Source organism: Paenibacillus paludis, from assembly GCF_042610515.1.
Lineage (GTDB): Bacteria > Bacillota > Bacilli > Paenibacillales > Paenibacillaceae > Paenibacillus_AQ.
The window spans coordinates 13007-36777 of record NZ_JBGJZP010000013.1 but is presented as its reverse complement, the minus strand read 5'-3'; the positions used below and the strand labels follow the sequence as shown (position 1 = coordinate 36777).

Annotated in this window: 13 protein-coding genes; 11 read left to right on the top strand and 2 right to left on the bottom strand. The window is 53.4% G+C overall.

Annotated features, from left to right (window positions below):
• Nucleotides 1–4: 4 nt before the first annotated feature.
• Nucleotides 5–1630, bottom strand: a complete 1626-nt coding sequence (locus ACAN56_RS22550) for a response regulator (RefSeq protein ID WP_379145820.1) — start codon at nucleotides 1628–1630, stop codon at nucleotides 5–7.
• Nucleotides 1605–3458 carry a cache domain-containing sensor histidine kinase gene (locus tag ACAN56_RS22545; RefSeq protein ID WP_038584849.1) on the bottom strand — a complete coding sequence of 618 codons (1854 nt, stop codon included), beginning with the start codon at nucleotides 3456–3458 and terminating at the stop codon, nucleotides 1605–1607. The genes ACAN56_RS22550 and ACAN56_RS22545 overlap by 26 nt, the downstream gene beginning before the upstream one ends.
• A gap of 148 nt (nucleotides 3459–3606) precedes the next feature.
• On the opposite strand from ACAN56_RS22545, the gene ACAN56_RS22540 reads away from it, so the two are divergent.
• From ACAN56_RS22540 to ACAN56_RS22490, 11 genes are all read left to right on the top strand, one after another.
• Nucleotides 3607–5073: an ABC transporter substrate-binding protein gene (locus tag ACAN56_RS22540; protein ID WP_379145818.1), complete on the top strand. Its 1467-nt coding sequence runs from the start codon at nucleotides 3607–3609 to the stop codon at nucleotides 5071–5073.
• 401 nt (nucleotides 5074–5474) lie between these two features.
• Nucleotides 5475–7559 (top strand): collagen-like protein, encoded by a 2085-nt coding sequence (locus ACAN56_RS22535; protein ID WP_379145817.1) that lies wholly within the window; start codon nucleotides 5475–5477, stop codon nucleotides 7557–7559.
• A 211-nt stretch (nucleotides 7560–7770) separates the two neighbouring features.
• Nucleotides 7771–8757, top strand: coding sequence for an ABC transporter permease (locus ACAN56_RS22530; RefSeq protein ID WP_038584853.1), 987 nt, complete (start codon nucleotides 7771–7773; stop codon nucleotides 8755–8757).
• Between the two features lie 23 nt (nucleotides 8758–8780).
• Entirely contained in the window at nucleotides 8781–9674 is an 894-nt protein-coding gene (locus ACAN56_RS22525; protein WP_038584856.1) for a carbohydrate ABC transporter permease, read from the top strand.
• Nucleotides 9675–9729: 55 nt separating this feature from the next.
• Nucleotides 9730–11280 (top strand): ABC transporter substrate-binding protein, encoded by a 1551-nt coding sequence (locus tag ACAN56_RS22520; RefSeq protein ID WP_052091748.1) that lies wholly within the window; start codon nucleotides 9730–9732, stop codon nucleotides 11278–11280.
• A 140-nt stretch (nucleotides 11281–11420) separates the two neighbouring features.
• Nucleotides 11421–14942, top strand: coding sequence for a carbohydrate-binding domain-containing protein (locus tag ACAN56_RS22515; protein ID WP_379145815.1), 3522 nt, complete (start codon nucleotides 11421–11423; stop codon nucleotides 14940–14942).
• 184 nt (nucleotides 14943–15126) lie between these two features.
• A complete protein-coding gene (locus ACAN56_RS22510; RefSeq protein ID WP_379145813.1) occupies nucleotides 15127–16854 on the top strand; it encodes a glycoside hydrolase family 3 protein in 1728 nt (575 codons plus the stop codon).
• Nucleotides 16841–17911 (top strand): glycoside hydrolase family 88/105 protein, encoded by a 1071-nt coding sequence (locus ACAN56_RS22505; RefSeq protein WP_052091749.1) that lies wholly within the window; start codon nucleotides 16841–16843, stop codon nucleotides 17909–17911. The genes ACAN56_RS22510 and ACAN56_RS22505 overlap by 14 nt, the downstream gene beginning before the upstream one ends.
• 60 nt (nucleotides 17912–17971) lie before the next feature.
• On the top strand, nucleotides 17972–19687 hold the full coding sequence (locus ACAN56_RS22500; protein ID WP_379145811.1) for a DUF8769 domain-containing protein: 1716 nt from the start codon (nucleotides 17972–17974) through the stop codon (nucleotides 19685–19687).
• Nucleotides 19688–19727: 40 nt separating this feature from the next.
• Nucleotides 19728–22520 carry an alpha-mannosidase gene (locus ACAN56_RS22495; RefSeq protein WP_379145810.1) on the top strand — a complete coding sequence of 931 codons (2793 nt, stop codon included), beginning with the start codon at nucleotides 19728–19730 and terminating at the stop codon, nucleotides 22518–22520.
• Nucleotides 22517–23533 carry an HAD family hydrolase gene (locus ACAN56_RS22490; protein ID WP_379145808.1) on the top strand — a complete coding sequence of 339 codons (1017 nt, stop codon included), beginning with the start codon at nucleotides 22517–22519 and terminating at the stop codon, nucleotides 23531–23533. Before ACAN56_RS22495 ends, ACAN56_RS22490 begins: the two co-directional genes overlap by 4 nt.
• The last annotated feature ends 238 nt before the right edge of the window (nucleotides 23534–23771 follow it).

The window sequence follows — 23771 nt, the reverse complement described above, 5'->3', positions numbered from 1 at the left end:
AGGCTTACGGCGTCTCTTCCTGGTCGGACCGGTATTTGAGCGGGTGGACGCCCACGGTTTTCTTGAACACGGTGCTGAAATAATGGGGGTTCTCATAGCCTACCCTTTCGGAAATTTCCATCACTTTCAGATCTGTAGTCTGCAGCAGCTCTTTGGCTTTGCCCATGCGGATCTTGGTGATGTAGTCCGTGATCGTTTCACCGGTTTCTTTTTTGAAGATCAGGCTGATATAGTTGGGGGTCAGAAAGACCTCCTCTGCAATCCTGGAGATGGACAGCTCCTGGGCATACCCTTCCTGCACGATACTCCGGATTTTGTTGATGGCTCTGCTGTTCTTTGAGGTGTTTTTGCCTGCCACATATGCGCTTAAATCATGAAAAAGAGAGAGCATGTAGCTTTTGAGTCCGGAAATATTTTTCTGGATATAGAGTGTATCCATGATGGTAATCCGGTCATTCAGCACTCGTTCGATTTCCTCATCAATTTCATACAGGGCTCTTGCAGAAGTAAAGATGATCTCCGCACAGATGCTCTGTACATAGCCGATTTGCAGCTTGGGCCCTTCAAGCATGGTGAACAGGGTTTCCAGCAGCTCCATTACTTTGTCCGTATGGCCTGCCTTGAGCTCATTCATCAGCTGGGCATGGAATTTATAAAAAAAAGTGCTCTGCAGCGTTTCCGTATCGGGCTGAATATCCTTGATATGGAGAATGGAGGCATGGCCGGTATAAAATTTGTAAGCCAGCGCGGCCAGCGCATCTTTATAGGAGTTCTCGATTTGTCCGGCGAGCATACAGGTTCTGCCGATGCCAATCGAGGCGTCAAGACGCAGATACTCTTTGATACTGGCGATAATCTGCTCGCAAAGGCTTGAGATGGAGTCTGATGCAGGCTCCTCCCCCGGACAAAAGATCATAATAAACTCATTTTCGCTGGCTACAAAGCCGATTCCGCAGGGGTGGCTGTTCAGACACTCGCTCATAATATTCTGGATGGAGAAATAGAGCAGCTGCTTATACTCCTCCGTGAATTTGTCTACTGCCGCCCCGTAATCGTCAAGCTGTAATACGCCTACCATCAGTGGGTCTTTTCGTTTAAAAGGAAGGGCGAAATAGTCGATCTTCTCCCAAATCTCCCCTTCATTGCGGTATAGTCCGGCGATCAGGTTCTGCAGGAATTTCTCGCGGATCAGCGGCATATTGTCGTGCAGCTGCTTCTTCAACTGATTCAAATTCAGCTGGTTATCTCTTTCGTGGTGAATCCGGGCAATGACTTTATGAAAGATGTCTTTGACTTCGCCCAGTTTAACCGGCTTTAGAATATAGCCTTCGGCATTAACCTTCATCGCACTTTGGGCATAGGAGAAATCCTGCGCGCCGCTGATGATGATGATTTTGGTTGGACAACCGGCGGCCTTCAGCTTCTCGGCGACCTGAAGGCCGTTCAGAAAGGGCATCATAATATCGGTGAACAGAATATCTGGAGTATGCTTCATACATAATTCATAGGCCTCCTCGCCGTCTGCCGCCTCACCGATGACCTCAAGACCGAACTCCTCCTGCCACTTGAACCCGTGGATCAGACTGCGGCGGATAAACGGCTCGTCATCCGCTATGATCATCGTCAACATCTTCAATCACCTCATCCCAAGTAGTAACGACCGGAAACCGGATCATAGCCAGTAGGCCTGCCTGATCTTCGGTGTTGGCATAATAACGGATGCCGTAGGACTCGCCAAAAAACTGCTGGATTCTCATATGCACATTGCGGATGCCATAAGACTGGTTGCCTTGCTGATCGGTAAGCAGCTGGTTCAGCCTCTCCGGGTCCGCCCCTACGCCATCGTCAAAAACTGATATGCAAAGGACATCATGTAAAGAGTCCACCCTTATGCGGATTGTACCTTTCCCCCGCCGCTGCTGGATCCCGTGAATAATCGCATTTTCTACGAGCGGCTGGATACTCAGCTTCACTACGAGGCATTCCTCCAGCAGCCGGGGGTCGGCTTTCTCCAGCTCATAGGCGAGCTTATCCTGAAAGCGGAATTGCTGGATTTCCAGATAGCTCTCCACCTGCTTCAGTTCATCCCGCAGCGGGATGATGTTCCTCCCCTTGCTGAGGCTGTACCTGAAGAAGTCGGATAAGGAGGTCACCATATGGCTGATCTCGGGGACATCATGATTGATGGCCAGCCAGTTGATCGAATCCAGGGTGTTATAAAGAAAATGGGGATTGATCTGGGCCTGCAATGTTTTTAGTTCGGCTTCTTTCTTGCGCAGCTCAGTGACATAGAGCTTGTCGATCAGTGCCTTGATTTGCTGCAGCAGCTTGTTATAACGGTTGAACAGATAGGAAAATTCGTCCTTGCGCCGGTAGCGGATAATGATGTTGAAATTACCGCTTTCGGCATGTGACATTGACTGGATAAATTTGCGTATAGGAGCAGAGATATTCTCCGACAGCAGCAGAGCCATCATCAGGGATACCAGCATGCATATGCCGATAACGACATACATCACCCGCCGGAACGAGGCCAATTCTCCATTCAGTTCGCTTATGGGCGAGATGGAAAGAATGGTCCAGCCGGTGGCTTTTATTTTTTTGTAGCTCACGAGCATATTTTCGCCCTGAATCACATGATCGAAGGAATGAAAGATGCCGGGGTCTGCGGGTTCGGCAGCCATTTTTCCGTAATAATCCTGTGTGCTGATGTTCTGCCCGATCAGGGTCTCCTCGGGGCTGATGGCAATGGTTCCAGTCTGGTCTGCAATATAAATCCTGCTGCCCGTCGTTGGCTTGTAGTGCTCCAGCAGTGTGCCGAATTCTGTCACGGGAATATCGATGGTGAGCAGTCCGACATAAGGCAGCTGGGCATGCCGTATGCCAAACAGACGCTTGGCGAATTTAAGCGTAAACCGGGAGTCCAGTGAGCTTAGGCCGACGACGGTGAAATCGGATCTGGCCGGTATGCCGAGATACCATGGCTTCAGTGAAATCTGGTCGATATTAAAGACCCGTCTGGAGAAGTTGTATTGGGTATATTCCGGGCGGTTCAGCATATACAGCATAGGGACAAAGCTGCTTCCCGAGGTCCCGTTTGCAGGGAAGTTCTCCAGCATTTTGTTCAGGGCAGCCAACTCATTGATAATGCCGGTGCTGTCGGTAGGCCGGTTGGAAGAGATCAAATCTGCGAATTCGGTATTGAGGTAAAGGGAGACCATGGAATTGTTGGCGCTCTCGAAGCGCTGTGCCAGATTATCCTGTACAAGATTAAGATTGTTCTCAATCGATGTATTGACATTTCGGGTGATGATATCCGCCGATTTATTGTAAACGGTAATGGAGATGATCGTAGTCGGGAGAAGGACAAGGAAGAGAAAGTAGAGGATGAGCCGGCTGCGGATGCTGAAATTGTACAGGAAGAGGGTTTTGGAAAGAGTATCAAATAGTTTTTTCATTTGAATCCTCCTCTGGCCCTGTGAATATTCTTTGCTTGCCATTTAACGGATATTATTGGAATATATTAAATACTGAACGAGTTTAACCCAATAGTTGGTATCCATTGTAAAACGCGATAAGTCTTGATGTCAACGCAGGAGGTGCACGGTGAAACGAATCCTCTTCCTTGGAATTGCCTTGGTCCTTTGCGGGCTTGTGGCCTATGCTGTCGCTTATGACCGTCCGCTGCTGGTTGATTTCGCTTCCGAGCCTGCGCCTGAGGCAGTTCCGGTTACCCAGATCAGAATTGCACTATATGACTGGACGGAGAACCTGGAAGTGAAGAATGCGATCCATCAATACAATAAGAGTAATCCGGACCATATTGAGATTATAATCATGAATCTTTCGACGGATGTCTATGGGGATACACTGAACATGCTGATGACATCAGGCCAAGGGCCGGATGTGTTCAGCGTCGATAATGGCTGGCTGGCAACGTATGTAGAGAAGGGGTATCTGGCCGAATTATCTTCTTTTCTGAATCCCGGCGATTTAGACAGGTTCCCGGTTTGGGCGAGAGACTTTGCGGACAGTTCGCTGTATAAGGGCGGTATTTATTTTATGCCCTCCAGTATTGAGACGGTACGGTTGATTTACAACAAGCAGCTGTTCCGCAATGCCGGTCTTGATCCGGAGCAGCCGCCTGTTACGTTTGCGGATATGGAGCGGTTCGCCGGGAAGATCAGCCAGGCCGGGGTCGGCGTTAATAAATACGGATTTGGCCTCCCGGCGGGAGACAGCCAGTATAGTCTGCAGACGGGACTTGAGATGTCGAGTACCTACAGCGGGACTTATCTTTATAATTACCGCACCGGCCGCTATGATCTGAGCGGTTATGCCCCATGGCTGCAGATGCTGCTGGATATGAAGGCGCAGGGCAGCCTGTATCCGGGAGAAACCCTGCTGAAGCGCAACAGCGCCTTGCGGCAGTTCGCCGATGGCAATATCGGGATGATGTATGTAACGAGCAAAGATTATGTGAAATTGCAGGAATATATGCCAAAGGATGACTGGGCAGTGGCTTTGCCGCCGGTAACATCAAGAGCCCAAAAGGGTGCCGGAGCTTTGATGATGATTCCACATTCTCCGCTTGTTGTGAACAGTGCCGCCTCTAACCGCGAGGCGGCGGTGAAGGTCTGGGAATTTCTGCAATCGAAGGAGTTTTTGACGATTTTATTCAAGCAGGCACTGGCACTGCCGGTGGTTGACGGCATCCTGGATCTCCCCAACATGGCTCCGGGGCTGGGGCATTTTTCGGAATTTTATCCTACCGCAGAAGATTCAATATATCCGCTCGCACCGCAAATCATGGACCAATATGATCCCAATACGGTTTCGATCGAGCCGCGGGACTCGGGCGACCGCCCGCGGATGCAGTTGTACCTGCAAATCCTCTCCGGGGAGAAGGATCTGAAAGAGGCGCTGCGCAGCGAGACGCAGCGGCTGAACCGGATGCTGGATATCGCGGCTACCGGGTATTCTTTTAAGCATGAGGAGTATATTTATCCCGAGTTCAACCCTAAAGACCCGCTGAAGGGTAACAGTCTGGAGAATCTGTTAAGTGAGGATTAGGATGGATAGAGTAAGCTGCTGACGGGAGTACGCAGCAGGCCGGAATGTATGTGAACTGAAAATGTGCTGTATTGCGATAAGAGACTGTGCTGAAGCCGAATGGGGCTGCGGAACAGTCTCTTTGTGGTTTCAGCCGGAAGCGCCGCAAGTCCTTGTAGGTGGCTTTGGGCGGACACCTCCTTCGGTGGAATGCCAAGCCCTGTTTATGAAGAGTGCAGCTTACGTCCACACCGTCAGGAGAGGGCCGGAATATTAGTATATAAATCACTCAGTATGCGCTGGATTGAATAGTCCAAGCCATAAAATTATTGGGCTGCGAGACCGGCGTATTTCTGGGAGAAGGGGGAAGCAGCGGCAGGTAGTCAGGGTGGGAAACTTATTTTATAAGGAGTGGTAGAGTAATGGTTTTATTGTCTACAGGACCGATAGAAAATAACTTGGTTGGCGGTGTGAGACCGACTCAGCGGGTTACCGTCAGAATTGATAACCGCAGCGATGTCCAGGCTTCCACAGTGTCTGTTCAGGGTTATTACATGCTTGGCGGAGTGCGGAATCTGTATGTTAGCGAATCTATCAACGTTGCTGCAAACCAAGTGATAACTACTAGCTACTATGCTGATTTGGATGCTTTTGAATTCATTTTCATTACCCCAAGTGAAAACCCGGCGGATGATCCGATCCAGGTTTCGTTGTGGGGGAAAAACAGTGCCGGCCAATTAGTAACCGCGCACCGGCTGGTATTCGCTGAGCTGTCGGGAGGATTTGCAGGAATAACCGGAGCGACCGGGCCTGCCGGTGCGACAGGAGCTACTGGTGCCCCTGGTGCAACAGGAGCAACGGGCGCTGGCGAGACTGGGGCAACGGGTGCCACAGGGCTACCAGGAACAACCGGAGCTACCGGAGCTACCGGCGCAACAGGAGCAACGGGCGCGGGTGAGACTGGTGAGACTGGGGCAACGGGTGCGACAGGTGAGGCTGGAGAAGCTGGCGTAACAGGGGCAACAGGGGTAACCGGAGCAACGGGAGCGACGGGTGCTGGTGAGACTGGTGCGACTGGGGCAACTGGTGCGACAGGTGAGGCTGGAGAAGCTGGCGTAACAGGGGCAACAGGGGTAACCGGAGCAACGGGAGCGACGGGTGCCGGTGAGACTGGTGCAACGGGTGAGGCTGGAGCTACTGGCGTAACAGGGGCAACAGGGGTGACTGGAGCAACAGGTGCGACAGGAGTTACCGGAGAGACTGGAGCGACAGGGCTACCAGGAGCAACCGGAGCTACCGGCGCAACAGGAGCAACGGGCGCGGGTGAGACTGGCGCGACTGGGGCAACGGGTGCGACAGGTGAGGCTGGAGAAGCTGGCGTAACAGGGGCAACGGGAGCGACAGGAGTTACCGGAGAGACTGGAGCGACTGGTGTAACAGGACCGACAGGGGTAACGGGAGCAACCGGAGCAACTGGTGAGGCTGGAGCTGCTGGCGTAACAGGGGTGACTGGAGCAACAGGTGCGACAGGGGTAACAGGAGCAACGGGTGAAGCTGGAGCTGCTGGGGTAACGGGTGCGACTGGTGCAACGGGTGAGGCTGGAGCTACTGGGGTAACGGGAGCGACCGGAGTAACTGGTGAGACTGGAGCGACCGGAGTAACAGGAGCCACTGGAGCAACAGGAGTCACAGGTGAGACTGGAGCGACTGGTGTAACAGGAGCAACCGGAGTTACCGGAGAGACTGGAGCGACAGGGGTAACGGGAGCAACAGGTGTTACCGGAGAGACTGGAGCGACAGGGGTAACGGGAGCAACAGGTGTTACCGGAGAGACTGGAGCGACAGGGGTAACGGGAGCCACTGGAGTTACCGGAGCAACTGGCGTAACTGGAGCAACAGGAGTCACAGGTGAGACTGGAGCAACTGGGGTAACGGGAGCCACTGGAATTACCGGAGCGACAGGAGCAACTGGGGTCACAGGTGAGACCGGAGCTACCGGTGTAACAGGAGCAACGGGAGCGGGTGTTGCAACTGAAGGCTTCTCGGCGTTGCTGCCGGCACTTTCGGTTACGACAAGTACCCAGCTCACAGGCTGGACTGTGGCGTCGCCATATTATGATAGTCCAACATTCAATGAAACTACAGGAAACTATACCATACCGGCAACAGGCAGATATTCCATTGAAGCGACTGTCAATTATTCTACAACTGCAGCAATTTCGGTAGCTTTGGGCGCAGGAGTCGATCCGGCCTTTGTGGTACGGAGAACCTCGCCTGTAACAACAGATTTGGTAAGCGGGTTATTTCCGCTGCTGAATGTAAACATTGCACTTGTGTTGTCGCTCCGCACGATATTAGGTAACGGTACAGTAACCTTGGCAGGAGAATTCGAGTTGACGGCAGGCGATGTGATCGGCCTGTTCTATGAATCCGATGGGTTGACAGTTCCTTTGGATCTGGGCAGCACATCTTCAGGCATTGTGTGGTCTGTTCACAGACTCACTTAAGAATATCTATTTTGCAGTATTCACAAAAGAGTGGCCCAGTAGGCTGCTCTTTTTTGCATGCGTGGTTTTTCAAGCCCTCTCTTTTTCTACACAAAAGATTGTAGGATTTCGAACTTTTATTATAGATCACCTTATTTAGAAGCCGCCGCTCTCCGGCTAAACTTAAGTCATGGAAGAGAGAGACTGCTTAAGGAATCAGGAGGCGGAAGTGATGATTACTCATGAGAAGAGGAGCGCGATCAACACTGGACAAAGCTCACCGGTCCGGCCGGGAGCCAAAAAAGGGTCCGTATTTAAGCATTTGCTGAAACATAAGGTGCTGCTGCTGATGCTGCTGCCCGGTTTGATCTTTCTGCTCATCAACAATTATTTGCCGATGTTCGGAATCATCATTGCATTCAAGAATATCAACTATGTTGATGGGATCCTGAGAAGCCCGTGGGTGGGGATGGATAATTTCAAATTTTTGTTCGCGACCTCGGACGCATGGATTATTACCCGAAACACGGTGCTGTACAATTTCGTGTTTATTATTCTCAATCTGGTCATTGCGGTTTCGATTGCGATTGCCCTGAACGAGCTGAGAAATAAGCTGGCCGCGAAATTTTATCAGAGTATAATGTTTTTTCCTTATTTTTTATCTATGGTCGTTGTAAGTTATCTGGTGTTCGCCTTTCTGAATGTTGAATACGGTTTCATTAATAAAGGTGTCTTGTCCCTGTTTGGATTGAATGAAATCAACTGGTATTCGGAGCCGAAATACTGGCCGTTTATTCTGCCATTGATTAACCTCTGGAAGGGTGTGGGCTACGGCTGTGTCATTTATCTTGCGGCCATCATCGGCATTGATTCCGAATACTATGAGGCAGCTCTGATCGACGGCGCCAGCAAGTGGAAGCAGATTCTTCATATCACAATTCCGCTCATCCGGCCGGTCATTATCATCACGACCATCCTGGCGATCGGCGGCATCTTCCGCTCTGACTTCGGGCTGTTCTACCAGACCACGCTAAACTCCGGGGCGCTGTATCCGACAACGCTGGTCATTGATACCTATGTATACAACGCGCTTATCAATATGGGCAATCTGGGCATGTCCGCAGCGGCAGGCTTATACCAATCGGTGGTCGGCTTCTTCCTGGTCCTGGGCTCGAACTGGATCGTGCGCAAGGTCGATAAAGACCAGGCCGTTTTCTAAATTTGTGAGAGGAGGGAGAAGCTGTGACCAATAACGAAATATCCAAAGTAACGAATATGATACTCCATATTATTTTTATCATCCTGACGATAGCCTGTCTCTTGCCGATTGTGCTGGTCTTTATGATCTCGATTACCGACTATGATTATATTGTGCTCAACGGTTATCAATTTTTCCCGGAGAAGCTTAGTCTGGAGGCGTATGCCTATATCTTTAAGGATTACACGATCATTGCAAAAGCCTACGGCGTATCCATCTTTGTGACGGTTGTCGGTACACTGCTCAGCGTATTTATCTCTTCACTCTATGCGTACCCGATCTCACGGACGGATTTCAAATATCGCGGCTTCTTCGCCTTTCTGATCTTCTTCACGATGCTGTTCGGCGGGGGGCTGGTGCCGTGGTACATGGTGTACACCCAGGTGCTGGATCTGAAAAACTCCATATGGTCCTTGATCATCCCGATGCTGCTGTCTCCTTTTAACGTGCTGATTATGAAAACCTACTTCCAGATGTCTGTGCCGCCTGCGCTGATTGAAGCCTCCAAAATTGACGGTGCCGGCGAGCTAAGAACCTTCTTTCGAATTGTGTTCCCGCTCTCCCTGCCGGTCTTTGCCACCATTGGATTGTTCAACACCCTGCATTACTGGAATGACTGGTTTAACAGCATGATTTTTATTACTGATACCAAGCTCTATTCCCTGCAATACCTGATGTATAAAATGATCTCGCAGGCGGATTATCTGAGCCGCAACAGTGCCTTGATTCAAGGCTCGGCCACAGAACTGGCCAAATTGCCGGGAGAAACCATCCGCATGGCGATGGCGCTGATCGGAATCGGTCCGATTGTGCTGGCGTATCCGTTCTTCCAGCGCTATTTCATCAAGGGCTTAACGCTCGGGTCCATTAAAGGCTAACCTCGGAATCCACCGATTTAGCATATATTTTCAAGTCAAAGGGAGGAAAAGAGTAATGACAGGTAAAAGAGGCACGGGTCTACTGCTTTCACTTGTACTTATGATTGGAATGACACTCAGCGGGTGCTCGGGGAATAATAATAACAATAAAACCGCCGCCCCCGAGAAAACCGCGGAAAGCACAGCAGCCCCAGCCGCCACTGAAACTGCCAAAGCAACCGAAGCAACTGAAACAACGAATGAGCTGGAGCAGGTGGAGCTGTCCCTGTATCTCCCGGGCGGTCCGGATAAGGATGTAGCATCTGTTGAGCAGGCCATCAATGCTTATTTGAAGGATAAAATTAATGCCACGATCAAGATTAACCAGCTGAGCTGGGATAAACCGGCGGATAAAGTGAATCTGATGATCCAATCCGGTGAAGTATTCGACATGGTCTTTACCTGGAACTTCATGACCAATGCTGCCAAAGGTGCGTATCTGCCGCTGGAAGAGCTGCTGGATAAATACGCCAAAGAAACCAAGGCACAGATCAACCCCGCTTATCTGCAGGCGGCTACTGTAAACGGACATTTGTATGCGGTTCCAACGGAAAAAGAGCTGGGCCAATCGGTAGGGTTCGCTTTTGACAAGGCGATTGTCGACAAGTACGGCTTCGATGTCAACAGCATCACCAAACTGGAGGATATTGAGCCGATGCTGAAGACCATTAAAGAGAAGGAGCCGACCATGTCGCCGCTGTTCATGAACCATACAGACAGCCTAAACTGGTTCACGGTGTATCCGGAAAGTGAAGATCTGGACGGAAGCAATGAAATTCCAACACTGCTTGATTACAAAACCATGAAGGTGTTCAACGAATATGACACTCCTGAAATTGTGGAAAGACTTAAGCTAATCCGCAAGTGGTATCAAGCCGGATACATTAACAAGAACGGGGCCACTGACAAGACTGAGCTTAAGGATGCGGTGAAAAGCGGCAAAGCCTGGTTCGTGTACGGCAATATGAATCCTACATCCACCAACGACTGGACCCGGCTCGCTGAGAAACCGATGATCATCAAAACGCTGCTTCCGGTTCAAGTAAGCACCAAAAGCTTGCAGGGCTCGATGCTCGCCATCTCCAGAACATCGAAGAATCCGGAACGCGCTATGATGTTTATGAACCTGATTCATACAGATCCTGTCCTCTACAACTTGCTTACCTTCGGTATTGAAGGCAAACACTACAACAAGGTTGGCGAGAACACTGTCGATTTCATTGCGGACAGCGGCTACAACTCCGTATCCTCCTGGATGATCGGGAACGTGCTGCTCAACTACCTGAACAAGAATGAAGACCCGAAACGCGTGCAGCTCTACACGGACTGGAACAAGAACTCCAAAGTTTCGCCGGTCATCGGATTTGTGTTTGATTCGACGAAGGTGCAATCACAGATTGGGGCACTGATCAATATTACGAAGCAGTATAAGAATACCTTGTACTCCGGGGAGCAAGATCCGGAACCTATCCTCAAAGAAATGAACAGCAAGCTGAAGGCTGCAGGACTGGAAGCTGTGATTAACGAGATTCAAGCGCAAATGGATGCATTTTTGGCCGCCAAATAAGGAGCCGCAGCAGTAGCAGACCCGATATCCGGCAAACAGCCTGGCCGTAATGGCCGTTTGCCCGGATTTCGGGTATTCATATTCGCCTAGCCAGCACTTGGGGTGCCCCGAATCTACCTTATTAGAAGAGGGTGTTTATTGTGCGAATTCAAAAAAACATTGCTTTACTGCTCATTCTGGCGTTGATGCTGATGACCTTCTGGATACCGGATGGGTCAATGGGTTTGGCATCGGCCGCTGCTAAAGATGAAATTGCTACAAGTCAGGTGATTGGACAACAGGCTGATTCACAAGAAGCGGCCGCGGATTCCGTACACAATAGCACGGTGACTGCATCAACCTATGAACCTCCGATGACCTTGTTATGGCAGGTCGGCGATTCGGATAATAGCTCCGCAGAATTTACTGTCTTTAACAATGTCTACAGCAAAACTCTCCAAGTCCCCGTACCCCCGGGCCACTGGGATAACGTCCCCAAGGGCATGAAGGCAGATGCCAACGGATTCATGAATCTTTCCTTCCATTTGAGCCAGGTCCCAGAATATGGAGTCCAGTTTAGCCTCAAAGTTATCGATGCAAGCACAGCTATTCCCCAGCTTGCTGTATTTACAAACGGTCTCATGAGCGGGCTTATTCAGATCACCGGCCTGAATGACGGTGAGAAGACGCTGGAGAATACCTGGAAACAAACCTACAGGCTATACATTCCCAAGGAACAGCTGAAGACCGGGCGAAATGCAGTCCGGCTAATCGTGGATCGCGGATTGTACGCGGATCCGCAGGCTCCCGGTTATGACGGAGACAAATATTTATGGTTCGAGTGGGATTACTTCAAGCTGGAGTCACTGAATGCACCGGCTGTCGAGCCGATCCATGGACGGTATGTCCATCTGGGAAGTACAATTGCCGCGGCAACCTTCAAATACGACGAGCATGCGATCCGCCATTTAGGGCCTATGGCCAAGTGGATGGGCATTGCCTACAGCGGCAACTGGATGCGGGCCTCTTTCTGGTCTGACACCAGCGCTGGCTGGGACCCGCAGGGGCGAAACTACCTGGCAACGCTGCGTGATCTGAACCTTGAGCCGATGGTCAACATCATCGGAGGCAACTGGAGGAATAACAGCGAGCTAAGCAGCGGCACAGTCCCGGCAGCACTCCGGAGTTATTACGCTAACTTTGTCAGCAAGTTCGGTGATTTGTACCAGTATGCCGAAACCGGAAATGAACCGGGGCTGTTCGGCTGGGCCCAGAAAGCCGTGGTAGCCACGCATGAGCTGATGGATGAAGAACGGGCAACGAACAGTCAGCCCTATCTCAAGATTGTTGCGCCGGGTTGGGCGTATTGGCCTTATAACGGCACGCCTGACGGCTGGGAGCGGGATGCGGAGCAGCGCAGGGAGATCGAGGAGCTGTCCGATGTGACGAATGGGCACAGCTATGGCGGAACGGGAGTCCAGCCGCTGCCGGGCGGCAGCCTGTATGAGAATCTGCGGGTCTATGGCGACGCGGATGACGGCTTCGGCAAAGAGATGGCGATGAGCGAAACGGGCACCAATGACAACCATTCCGACAACACAAAGTATGGAACCTATGCCTACAGGTTCGCCGCTGCTTTTGACCGGGAGATGCGCGGAGATATTGGATATGTAGACCATATTATGCAGCATGCGGCGTTCTTTAACGACGGCACTGAATTTGGGTTGTTTGCTTCCGGCATCAATTGGAATACGCACCGTTATGAAGATACAGTTGCGGTACCGGCCAATAGCAGCGAGGCAGGAGAGACGCGGCTGAAGACATTCCGCAGGCTGGCTGCCGCGTACGCTACCCATGGCCGTCCGCTGAGCTACGAGGTGCTGAATACATGTGGATGCAGCTCGAACATGAAAAAGGTATACTTCCGCGCGGTAGATACATCGGCACTGGGTACCTCGGCTATCGGGGCGAAATCGGATAAAATCCTGCTGAACTTCGTCAATTTCGAGAAAAAGCCGATGACGATGAAGGTTCGGGTAACGATGCCTGGCAGCGGGCAATATGCCGGAGAAGTGTTCGGAGCGGGCAATTCCTATGCTGCCGCACATTCCACCGTACAGCTTACGGCAACGCCGCATATCACCCTCACGGTTACCCTGGGAGCCGGCGAAACGGTCCAGTATATTCTGGATAAGCTGGAGACAGAAGCGCCATCTGTACCCGGAAGTCCTGCAGCGGTGGCGCTCAGCCATGAGCAGATCAAGGTGACCTGGAATGCCTCAACCGATAATGATGCGGTAGTCAGCTACAACGTGTACCGTGACGGCGGGGTTACTCCGGTGATGACGGTTCCGGGCCGGATAACCTTTTTCAGCGACTATAGTGTGGCCCCGGAAACGCAGTACAGCTACAGGGTTCAAGCCGTGGATGACTTCGGCAATATTTCGGCATTAAGCTCAGCCGTATCGGCAACTACATCAGCCATGCCGATCACGCCGCATGTCCCGGGAGATCCCACCAAGTTTGAAGCGGAAGCTGCCTCCTTTGCCCTGCCACTGCGAATCGGCAACAACAGCAGTGCATCGGGAGGAAAGGTTGTGGAGCAGACCCACGGCGGCGGCATTTCGATTCAGGGATTGTATTCGGAATTGGGCGGAAGCTATACCCTGACTATTGCATACGCTTCCAATCAGGACTCGAAGAAAAATATCGTCGTGAATGGACAAAGGCTGTCCACGGTTACCTTGCCTTCAACGGGCAGCTGGAACAGCAACATTACTGCCAGACAGTTCGGCGTTACGCTTCAGCCGGGCTATAACACGATCAGCTTCACTTCCGCTGGCAACGGAGCGAATCTCGATTATTTCAAGCTGGAGGAAGGGCTTTATGTTCCAGTATCCGCCTGGTACACGGTAGAGCATGACCATGCCTACATTGACTATACCGGGTTTGAAACGGCGCCGAACGGGGTGTCCCATGTAACCTACTCACCGGATTCGTCGGCGGTGTTTAACTTTAACGGAATCGGTGTCCGCTGGAGATCGGATATTAAGAGCAATATGGGCAGCGCGGATGTGTACGTCGACGGGCAATACAAGGAGACCGTTGTCATTCCCCAGGCCGGGCTGGAAGGTGACAACAAGATCGTCTATGAGCTGAGGGGTCTGGACTATGGGCTGCACCGGATCGAGGTCGTCCATAACACCGGAACGATAATGGTCCACGGCTTCGAGTTCGAGGGCTATGAGTCTACACTCCCGGCTCCGATGGCGGATCTAACCGTCACGGAGGTCGGCTGGAATATCGTAAACAGCGACGGCACACCTTCCAGTCATGTGACCCCCGAGCTGGGTGATTCCTTAATCTTCTGGGCCAAGGTTAAAAATATCGGCGTGCGTCCTACCCCGCTGAACAATTCCACCGGGCTGGGACAGATTACAGGCGGTGCCTTCTCCGTCAACGGCGGGGTCGTATCCTGGTCGGACACCAATAACACGGTCATCCAGCCGGGCGAGGAAATTACCCTTACGGCCAACAGCAGTGCCCAGGGAACGCCAAGGTGGACAGTGCCGACCATCGGAGACTTCACTATCAGCTTTTTTGTCAACGATATCTGGCGATATGAGGAGATGAACAAGGAGAATAACAAGTTAAACAAGACCCTTCAAATCAGCCTGAATTGATCGAAGGATCGGCCAGCCTCCCCCGCAGCTTTGGATCACGAAGCTGCGGGGTTTTTCAGTTTGCTAATTGTAGAAGATTCTAGATGTTTATAGAATTTTGAACTTATTTTGTAGTTGCCTTTATTTAGAGTGGCGCCGGGTTTCGTTACACTGGGGTTAGAAACTACCGGGAGGAATCGTGACCATGCGAAAGGCATTAGCTAAGGAAGAGCGGGACTGGGTAGAGCGCACCTTACGATCCATGAGCCTGCGTGAAAAGATCGGGCAGACGATGCAGGATCATGCGGGCAGGCTGCCATTCCAAGGGATGGACGAAGGGACTATAAGGGCGTATTTGGAGAAATATCCGGTGGGCAGCTTCTTTATCGGCGGAGAGGTGATTCAAAAGGCTGCCGGAAAAGCGGAGGAATACCGCGAGTGGGTGGAGCTGCTTCAGAAGGTCAGCAAATATCCACTGCTGTTCTCGGGCGACCTGGAGTTCGGGGCTGGCTCTGCAGTCAAAAGCTTAACCGCTTTTCCTCCGCTGCTTGCGCTTGCCGCAGCAGATGATGAAGCGCTGGCCTACGAGTACGGCAAGTATACAGCAATCGAAGGACGTGCGGCCGGGTTTACCTGGGCGCTGGCGCCAGGTACGGATCTTTTGCTGAACTGGATGAATCCGGTGATTACGACCCGCTGTCTGGGTGATGATGCGGAGCGCGCACTGCGCCTGTCCAGCGCCGTGATGCGGGGAATGCAGGACTACGGTATTGCCGCTTGTGCCAAGCATTTTCCGGGAGACGGGGTGGATTACAGGGATCAGCATATCATTACCACCATCAACGGTTTGTCCGAAGAGGAATGGTTCGCCACTTATGGCCGGGTGTCCCAGCAGATGATTGATCAGGGCGTGATGTCGTATATGACAGGACATATCGCCCTTCCCTGGCTGGAGGCGAATGCGCAGGGGAATAAGCCTGTTCCGGCTACGGTCTCGGCACGCATTACAACGGAGCTTCTGCGGAACCGCATGGGGTTTGAGGGAGTTGTCCTGTCGGATGCGCTGGATATGGGCGGATTTCTGGCCTGGGGTGATTATGAGACGCGGATTGTGGATTGTTTCAACTGCGGGACCGATGTGCTGCTGTGGCCGGGTGTGAACTATTTTGAAGTCATGGAACGGGCAGTCGCCAGCGGCAAGGTAACGATGGAACGGCTGGACGCAAGTGTCCGGCGGGTTCTGGAGATGAAGGCAGAGCTGGGTATGCAGCATCTGGATGCCGAGGGCCGGGATCACTCCGCTGCGCCGCTGCTGAATGACAAATTGCATCCTGAGCTGGACCGGGAGGCCAGAGAACTAAGCACGACACTTGCCGGGCGGTGTATTACGCTGGTCCGCAACCGGAGAAATCTCCTGCCCCTGAATCCGCAGACGACCCGCAGAGTTCTCGTCATTATGCTGAACAAAGTGACAGAGGGACGCAAATATGACCGCATGGAGCTGTTTGTCGGGCACTTGAAGGCCAGAGGGCTGCAGGTGGATATTCTGGATGAATTCGAACCGCTGAATACGCTGCAGAAGTGGGAACAATCCGGGATTCGCTGGGATGCTGCGTTTACGCCTTATTTTCTGCCGCTCCACGGCATGATGAACACGGCTCGTCCAGTGGGGGAAGCGGCCAAGGCGATCTGGGCGATGCAGCATGCGGAGACGATCCACCCGATCGGGATCTCTTTTGCCACGCCGTACCTGCTCCGGGATATACCGTTTCTCGACACGCTGGTAAATGCGTATTCACTGCATGAAGATACGGTGGCGTTGACAGTTAAGGCGTTGTTCGGGGAGATTCCGTTTCAAGGGGGATCACCGGTGCAGGCAGATCCTGAGGGAATGAACACCATTCCAAGGGGGCTTCAGCATGCCCGATACTAAGCAGTTATTGGAGGGAAAGCTGGATCTGCTGTTCGAATGCATGATTTCCCCCCGGCACCAGGGAAATTGGGGAATGGACATGGATCACTGGGACTGGGTCCCCGGGGTCGGACTGATTTCCATACTGGATTATGGAACGGCTGGCGGACAGGACAAGGCCATGAATTACCTGCTGCAATGGGTGGAGCGGAATAAGCAGAAGGCAGAAGGCGTGAAAGTCATTAATTCCATGGCTCCTTATGCTGTGTTCCCCGAATTGTTCCGGCGGACTGGGGATAAATGGTTTCTGCACAAAGCGCAGGAAACCGCCGCCTGGATGCTGGAGGATGCACCGAGGACCCGGGAAGGCGCGCTGGAGCATACCGTCACTGAAGCGGCCCTGTTCCCTGAGCAGGTATGGGCAGATACGGTATATATGGCTGTGCTTTTTCTGGCGCGGCTCGCCAGTCTGACCGGAGACCGCGGCATGGCCGAGGCTGCGCTGCAGCAGACTCTGCTTCATCTGCGACTGCTGCAGGACCCGGAGACGGGCCTGCTGTTCCACGGCTGGAACTGCCGGGAGGGCAGCCATATGTCGGCTGTCCGCTGGGCGCGGGCCAACGCCTGGATTACCCTTGCTGTCCCGCAAATTGTAGCCGGGATCAAGGGACTTGTACCGGTCCCCGAAGAGCTGTACAGCCGCTATTCGGAGCTTGCTTCAGCGCTGAGGTCCTGCCAGGGCACAGGCGGACTCTGGCATACGGTGCTCGACAGGCCGGACTATTACCAGGAAACATCGGGAAGCGCGGGCATCGCCTGCGGCTTCATTCAGGCAGTCAGGCACGGTATGCTCGAACCTTCTTATCTCGGCAGCGCCCGGGTCACCCTTGAAGGCATCCTCCCGCTTATCCAGGATAACGGTGAAGTGCAGGGTGTGTCGGGAGGCACCCCCGTCATGCCGTCGGAGGAGGCGTATAACGAAATTGCGCTGTACCCGTCGCTGTACGGGCAGGGGCTGGTCATGCAATTGCTGGCGCAGGCACTGAATCTGGATCTGAATTTGGATCTGGGTCAGTGATCCGGCCTTGGCCCAGTAGGATCAGCCAAACCGTTTTACCAGAGAAAGGCAGGGAGATCGATGAACAAGAGGACCGGCAATACCAATCAAGGGATAGACCAGCAGCAAATGCTGATCCGTAAAATGCGCATGCTGGAGTCCCGTTATGATCCGGAAATTTGCATGCTGCGCTCGCCGTTCAGCAGCCCGGGTTATCATACAACTCTGAAGCAGGCGGAGTTTATCCATTCCACCAGAGATTCGCTTTCGTATGCACTCGGGCTGCTGGATACCGAACTGGCTGAGATGGAGCAGCGGGCCTTTGATATTATCAGGCAGGTGATTTCCCTGCAGGATACGGACCGAAGCCATGCTACCTTCGGAATCTGGTCATGGTTCTACGAAGAGCCGCTTGCGCAAATGTCGCCTCCGGACTGGAACTGGGCCGATTTCTGCGGCAGCCGGCTGATTCAGGCGTTGTCGCGCCATGGCTGGCGCTTTCCGGAGGCTCTGCGTGAAGATGTCATACGCTCCATTGATTATGCCTGCGAGGCGATTATGAAGCGGAATGTCGGTCCGGATTACACCAATATTGCCATTATTGGAGCCTTCGTTACGAGAATTGCCGGGGAGCAATTGGGCCGTGAGGATTATGCCGAGTACGGCCTGAAGCGCCTGGAAAAATTGTATGCGTATACACAGCAGCGCGGGGCCTTTCAGGAGTACAACAGCCCGGTCTATACCTATATTGCTATTCTGGAGCTGTCCAAGCTGCGTTCCGAGACTACAGACAGCACGGTAAAAAGGCTCAGCGATGAGCTGATCGAGCTGACCTGGCAGACGGTCGCCGGGTATTATCATCCTGCGACCGCCCAGTGGTCCGGGCCGCATTCACGCTCCTATCAGACGCTTCTGAATGATCAGAGCAAGGCTTTTCTGCAGGTCGCAACTCAAGGGGAGGTTATGTTTTTTCCTTGGGAGGAGCTGCCTTATGAAGAGGAGTGGTACAAGAGCGGATTCTATTGCCCGGCCGCTTATCTGGATGCATTTAAGGTTAGGGGGACCAAAGAAGTGCGGCAGCTCTACGAAGGAAATGCGGGCGACGGCAGCGGCAAATGGGCGGTCACCTTTATGAACCCGCAGGTTAGCATCGGTTCCTTTACAGACAGTGACCTGTGGAATCAGAGAAGACCGCTGGTGGCTTATGTGGATAATAACGGTTCACCCTCCTATATTCAGCTCCGCTGTCTGCATGACGGCTATGACTATTGTTCCGCCCGTTTCAAAGCAAGACAGGATCAGGGGCATCTCCTGTTTGGAATGGATTTTCTGACCAATGGGGGAGATACCCACCCCAACCTGGACCGCATCGACGGTGAGATTGAAGCCGGGGATTTCCGGCTGAGACTGGAGATCGGGGGCAGCCTGGACGGCATCTTTACCGAAACTGTAGAAGACGGGGCTGTGATCAAGATAGGAGAGACCGTCTTGCGTCTAACCACATGGTTCGCGGCATTCACGGGACATTCAGGAGCCAAGCGGAGCTGGGGCTGGGAGATTCACACGGGCGAGGATGCCATCCTGGTGGATATGGTGCTGTATTCCGGCCTGCGTAAAAGCATTAATTTCACCCATCTGCGGCAAGCGGCGTTTGTATTCTCTCTGGATATTCAGGAGGGCGGGGACATTCCAAGGCCGCTGGTGGAGATGACCAGCAGCGGCAGGCTGCGGATCAGCGGGAGCATAGAGGAGCCTGAAGCTTTCTCCCTGACCCTGCGCCCGGGTCCCGCAGAATGAAGTTCCCCGAGACTGGAATGACAAAGGAGATAGGAAGCTCATGAAACCAGACACCTCCCATATCAAACAAATCAAGGTTGTCTCTAATACACACTGGGACCGGGAATTCCGGCGGTCGTTTGAGCGGACCCGCCGGAATCTGCTGACCATGCTGGATACGACACTGGATATTCTCGCCGCTGATCCGGACTATGCGTCCTTTACGCTGGACGGCCATTCCATTCTGCTGGAGGATTATGTGGAAATGCGGCCGGAGCGCAGGGGACAGCTCGAACAGCTGATGCAGGAAGGGCGGCTGATCGCCGGCCCGTATTATACACTAGCCGAGGAGTTCAGCATCTCGCATGAGGCGCTGGTCCGTAATCTGATCCTGGGCCGGAGCGTGGTGGAGAAATTCGGCGGTAAGACAGGAACGGTCGCCTACACCCCGTCCTCCTGGGGGCAGACCGGGCAGCTACCGCAGATTCTCCAGGACTTCGGACTTGATAAAATGATGTTCTACCGCGGCATCTCCCACCACGAGGCCGATGCAGAATGGATCTGGAGCGCGCCTGACGGAACGCAGGTGCTTGCCAGCCGTTTTGGCCTGTATGCTCGTTATAACTGGTATTACCAGGTTCACCGTGCAGTGACCCGCGGTACGGTTTTTGACAAGACCTATCAGTGGGGCAAGGAGAATGACCTGCCTTTCCGGCTGTCGGATGCCTTGTCCGGAGAAGATCAGGCTTACGAGATTAAATCTCCGGTTGTCCAATACGACAAGGAGAAGTTGAAGCAGGCAGTTGAGGACATGATTGAGCGTGAAGGCCGCCACTTCACGACCGAAGTGTTTCTGGCGATGCATGGACACGATATTTCGGTAGCCCATCCTCTGGAATCGCAGATTATTGCCGATGCCCGGGAACTGCTGGGGGATAAATATAACATCGAGCAGACAGATCTGGAGGGCTTCTGGAAGGAGGCGCAAAAATATCTGGACCGGGAGCATCTTCCTGTCCTCACAGGGGAGCGCCGGTCTTACCTTAAGGAAGGGATGTGGACATTCCTGTTCCCGGGAACGATCAGTGCGAGAACCTACCTGAAGCAAATGGACTTCTCGGCCAGCAATGCGCTGGTGTATTATGCAGAGCCGCTCGCCTCTTTGGCCTCGGCGCTGGGGTCTGCCTATCCGGCAGGATACATGGAGCGGGGATGGCGGTATTTACTGTCCAACCATACCCATGATGCTAACGGCGGCTGTGCGCCGGACAACGTCTGCGCCGATATGGAGTACAGATACCGGAAAGCCGGCGACATCGGGGATATCGTTACGGAGGATGCGATGGCGTACATCGCCTCGCAGCTGTCACCCGAAGGCATGGAGCAGGATGAGATGCAGCTGGTAGTTTATAATCCATTGCCGATGGAACGGAATGCAGTCGTGCTGCTCGATTTGGAGGTGCCGAGAGTCAATGGGGCCCTTTCCGTCAGCCTAAGCTCGGCACTGGACCCGCTGGTAGAACGCCAAGCCATTGCCAGCGGCAATTCCAGCGTGTTCGTGGACAGCATTTGGGATGTGCCCACGATCCTGGAGAGCCGCCGCATCCGGTTGTTGGCCAGCTTGACCCGTCTGCCCGGACTCGGCTACCGGACGTACCGGATTGTGCCGGAGGCGCGCGAGCTGCGCAGCAGCGGCACACTGATTACAGGACCCGACACAATGGAGAATGAATTTCTGAAAGTGAAGGTGAATCCTGACGGGACGCTGGATCTGCACAATAAAACGACCGGCAGAAGCTACAGCAGCCTCAACTATTTGAGCGATCAGGGAGAGAACGGAAACGCCTGGAAGCATGTGTCTCCTCTGCATGACCGCAAATACAGCAGCCTTGGTGTGCCGAGCCAGGTGGCGGTAACGGTAAGCGGTCCCCTGAGCAGTACGATTGTAGCGGAGTATGAATTTGCGGTTCCGGCAGATTACGGGGACGGAGAGTCGCGCAGCCGGGTAATGGCAAAGCTTCCGGTAAAGGTAGCCTATACGCTGGAAAAGGGCGCCAAGCATGTACTTGTGAAGCTGACGGTAGATAATAGGGCCAAGGATCACTGGCTGCGCGCCAATTTCCCTACAGGGCTGCGCACCGGGGTCACTTGGGCCGACAGCCATTATGATGTGTTATCACGGCCCATTCCGCTGCCGGATTCCACGGATTGGGCGGAACGGGCCGAAGGTACACATCCGCTGCGCACCTTTGCCGACATGACGGACGGAAGAGATGGACTCGCGGTTCTGCCCAAAGGGATCTATGAATATGAAGCCTTTGAGGATGAGCACAGCACCTTGGCGCTGACCTTAATCCGGGCCTGCCGGATCAAGCTGGCAGTGAGCGAAGAGAAGCTGACGGAGCTGCCCGATCAGGGCATTCAGTGCCCTGGCCTGCAAAGCTTCGAATACGCCATCCACGTACATGAAGGAGATTGGCAAGAGGCAGATCTGCTTGCACAGGCAGCGCAGCTGTACACTCCTGTACGGATCGCAGCCTCCGGCCGTGGGCAGGGCGCGCTTCCGGTAGAGGCCAGCTTCTTTACGCTGAATAACCCTGCCCTTCATGTCAGCTGTGTGAAGCAGGCGGAGGATGGCAGCGGAACTATTCTCCGGCTCTTTAACGGTTCGGATACGGAACAGAAGGCGGACATCACCTTCGGCATCGCCCCGGAGCAGGTGCAGTGCTGCCGGATGGACGAAACGCTTCTGGATGAGCCGGAGCTGCAGCTGGCTGCCAATCTCTTGACAGTGACGATACCGGCCAAGAAGATCGCCAGCTATAAGATCTCTATGGGGGCCTGGGCGAAATGACGGAGAAGAAACTGCCTGGATTTGGTCTTGGAATGTCACAGCTGGCCGCCGGCTTCTTTGAGCAGGAGAGCGGAGGAGATGGGTTATTCCGCAGGGGAGTTGGCGGTGTTGCCGCTATTCTGACACCGAAGGACCGTAAGACTGAGTTTATCGTATACGAAGACAAAACACTTTGTTATGTAAAGTCTTCGATGGGTTCCCCAGCGCTGTATCCTTTTCACGATGCAGCTTTCGAGGGTCCGGCAGAAGCGGTGCTGATGGATCTGGACGGAACCAGTGTCCACAGCGAAGGCTTCTGGATGTGGATTATTGAGCAGACGGTAGCCCGGCTGCTGGGAAATTCCCGCTTCGCGCTGCGCCCCGAAGATGAGCCGCATGTCTCCGGGCATTCCGTGTCGGAGCATCTGCAGTACTGCATAACCAAATATTGTCCGCAGCGCAGTGTAGAGGAGGCCCGGCAGCTTTACTTTGACATTACCCATTATGAAATGAATGAGATTATGCAGGGCCGGGGGAAGCCGGGGGCGTTTGTTCCTGCACCCGGTCTGGGAGAGTTCCTCCAGACCCTGAAATCTAAGGGCGTAAAGATTGGACTTGTAACCTCGGGACTGTACGAGAAGGCTTGGCCGGAAATTCTGTCAGCCTTCCGGGCGCTGGATCTAGGTGATCCGTTCGGCATGTACGATGCGGTCATTACGGCCGGGCAGACATTTCATCCCGGCCAGGCGGGCACCCTGGGTGAATTGTCGCCGAAGCCGCATCCCTGGCTGTATGCCGAGACGGCAAGGATCGGCCTGGGCCTGAGTACGGAGAAGCGCCGCCGGGTGGTCGGCATTGAGGACTCGGCGGCGGGTGTCATCTCGATCCGTCTGGCCGGATTTGCAGCGCTCGGCGTGACCGGCGGCAATATCCGCAGCAGCGGTGTGCTGCCCTTGCTGCAGCAGGAATTTGGCAGCCTGACGGAGATGCTTCCGCTGCTGCTTGGCGAGGCCGGTCCGGCAGCGGCCTTTTGAGGCTTAGGGAGTGCATGCTGCGGGCGAAGAGTAGGAAGAGGAATAGGAATAGGAAGCAGCAGCAGCAGCAGCAGCAGCAGAAGGAGAAGGAGAAGGAGAAGGAGAAGGAAGAGTACATCTGATCTCCAGGGAAGGCAGCTTCAACGAAGATACTGGCATCTATGAGGAAAGCGGCAAATGATGATTGCACCGGGAAAAATGCCCGCTATATTTGTGCAGACAGCCCTTTTGAGGGATA

What these genes read in the sequence shown, in the direction of transcription:
- ACAN56_RS22490 (WP_379145808.1), top strand. Translation starts at nt 22,517, where the DNA reads ATGACGGAGAAGAAACTGCCTGGATTTGGTCTTGGAATGTCACAGCTG.
- ACAN56_RS22535 (WP_379145817.1), top strand. Translation starts at nt 5,475, where the DNA reads ATGGTTTTATTGTCTACAGGACCGATAGAAAATAACTTGGTTGGCGGT.
- ACAN56_RS22550 (WP_379145820.1), bottom strand. Translation starts at nt 1,630, where the DNA reads ATGTTGACGATGATCATAGCGGATGACGAGCCGTTTATCCGCCGCAGT.
- ACAN56_RS22510 (WP_379145813.1), top strand. Translation starts at nt 15,127, where the DNA reads ATGCGAAAGGCATTAGCTAAGGAAGAGCGGGACTGGGTAGAGCGCACC.
- ACAN56_RS22495 (WP_379145810.1), top strand. Translation starts at nt 19,728, where the DNA reads ATGAAACCAGACACCTCCCATATCAAACAAATCAAGGTTGTCTCTAAT.
- ACAN56_RS22520 (WP_052091748.1), top strand. Translation starts at nt 9,730, where the DNA reads ATGACAGGTAAAAGAGGCACGGGTCTACTGCTTTCACTTGTACTTATG.
- ACAN56_RS22545 (WP_038584849.1), bottom strand. Translation starts at nt 3,458, where the DNA reads ATGAAAAAACTATTTGATACTCTTTCCAAAACCCTCTTCCTGTACAAT.
- ACAN56_RS22500 (WP_379145811.1), top strand. Translation starts at nt 17,972, where the DNA reads ATGAACAAGAGGACCGGCAATACCAATCAAGGGATAGACCAGCAGCAA.
- ACAN56_RS22505 (WP_052091749.1), top strand. Translation starts at nt 16,841, where the DNA reads ATGCCCGATACTAAGCAGTTATTGGAGGGAAAGCTGGATCTGCTGTTC.
- ACAN56_RS22530 (WP_038584853.1), top strand. Translation starts at nt 7,771, where the DNA reads ATGATTACTCATGAGAAGAGGAGCGCGATCAACACTGGACAAAGCTCA.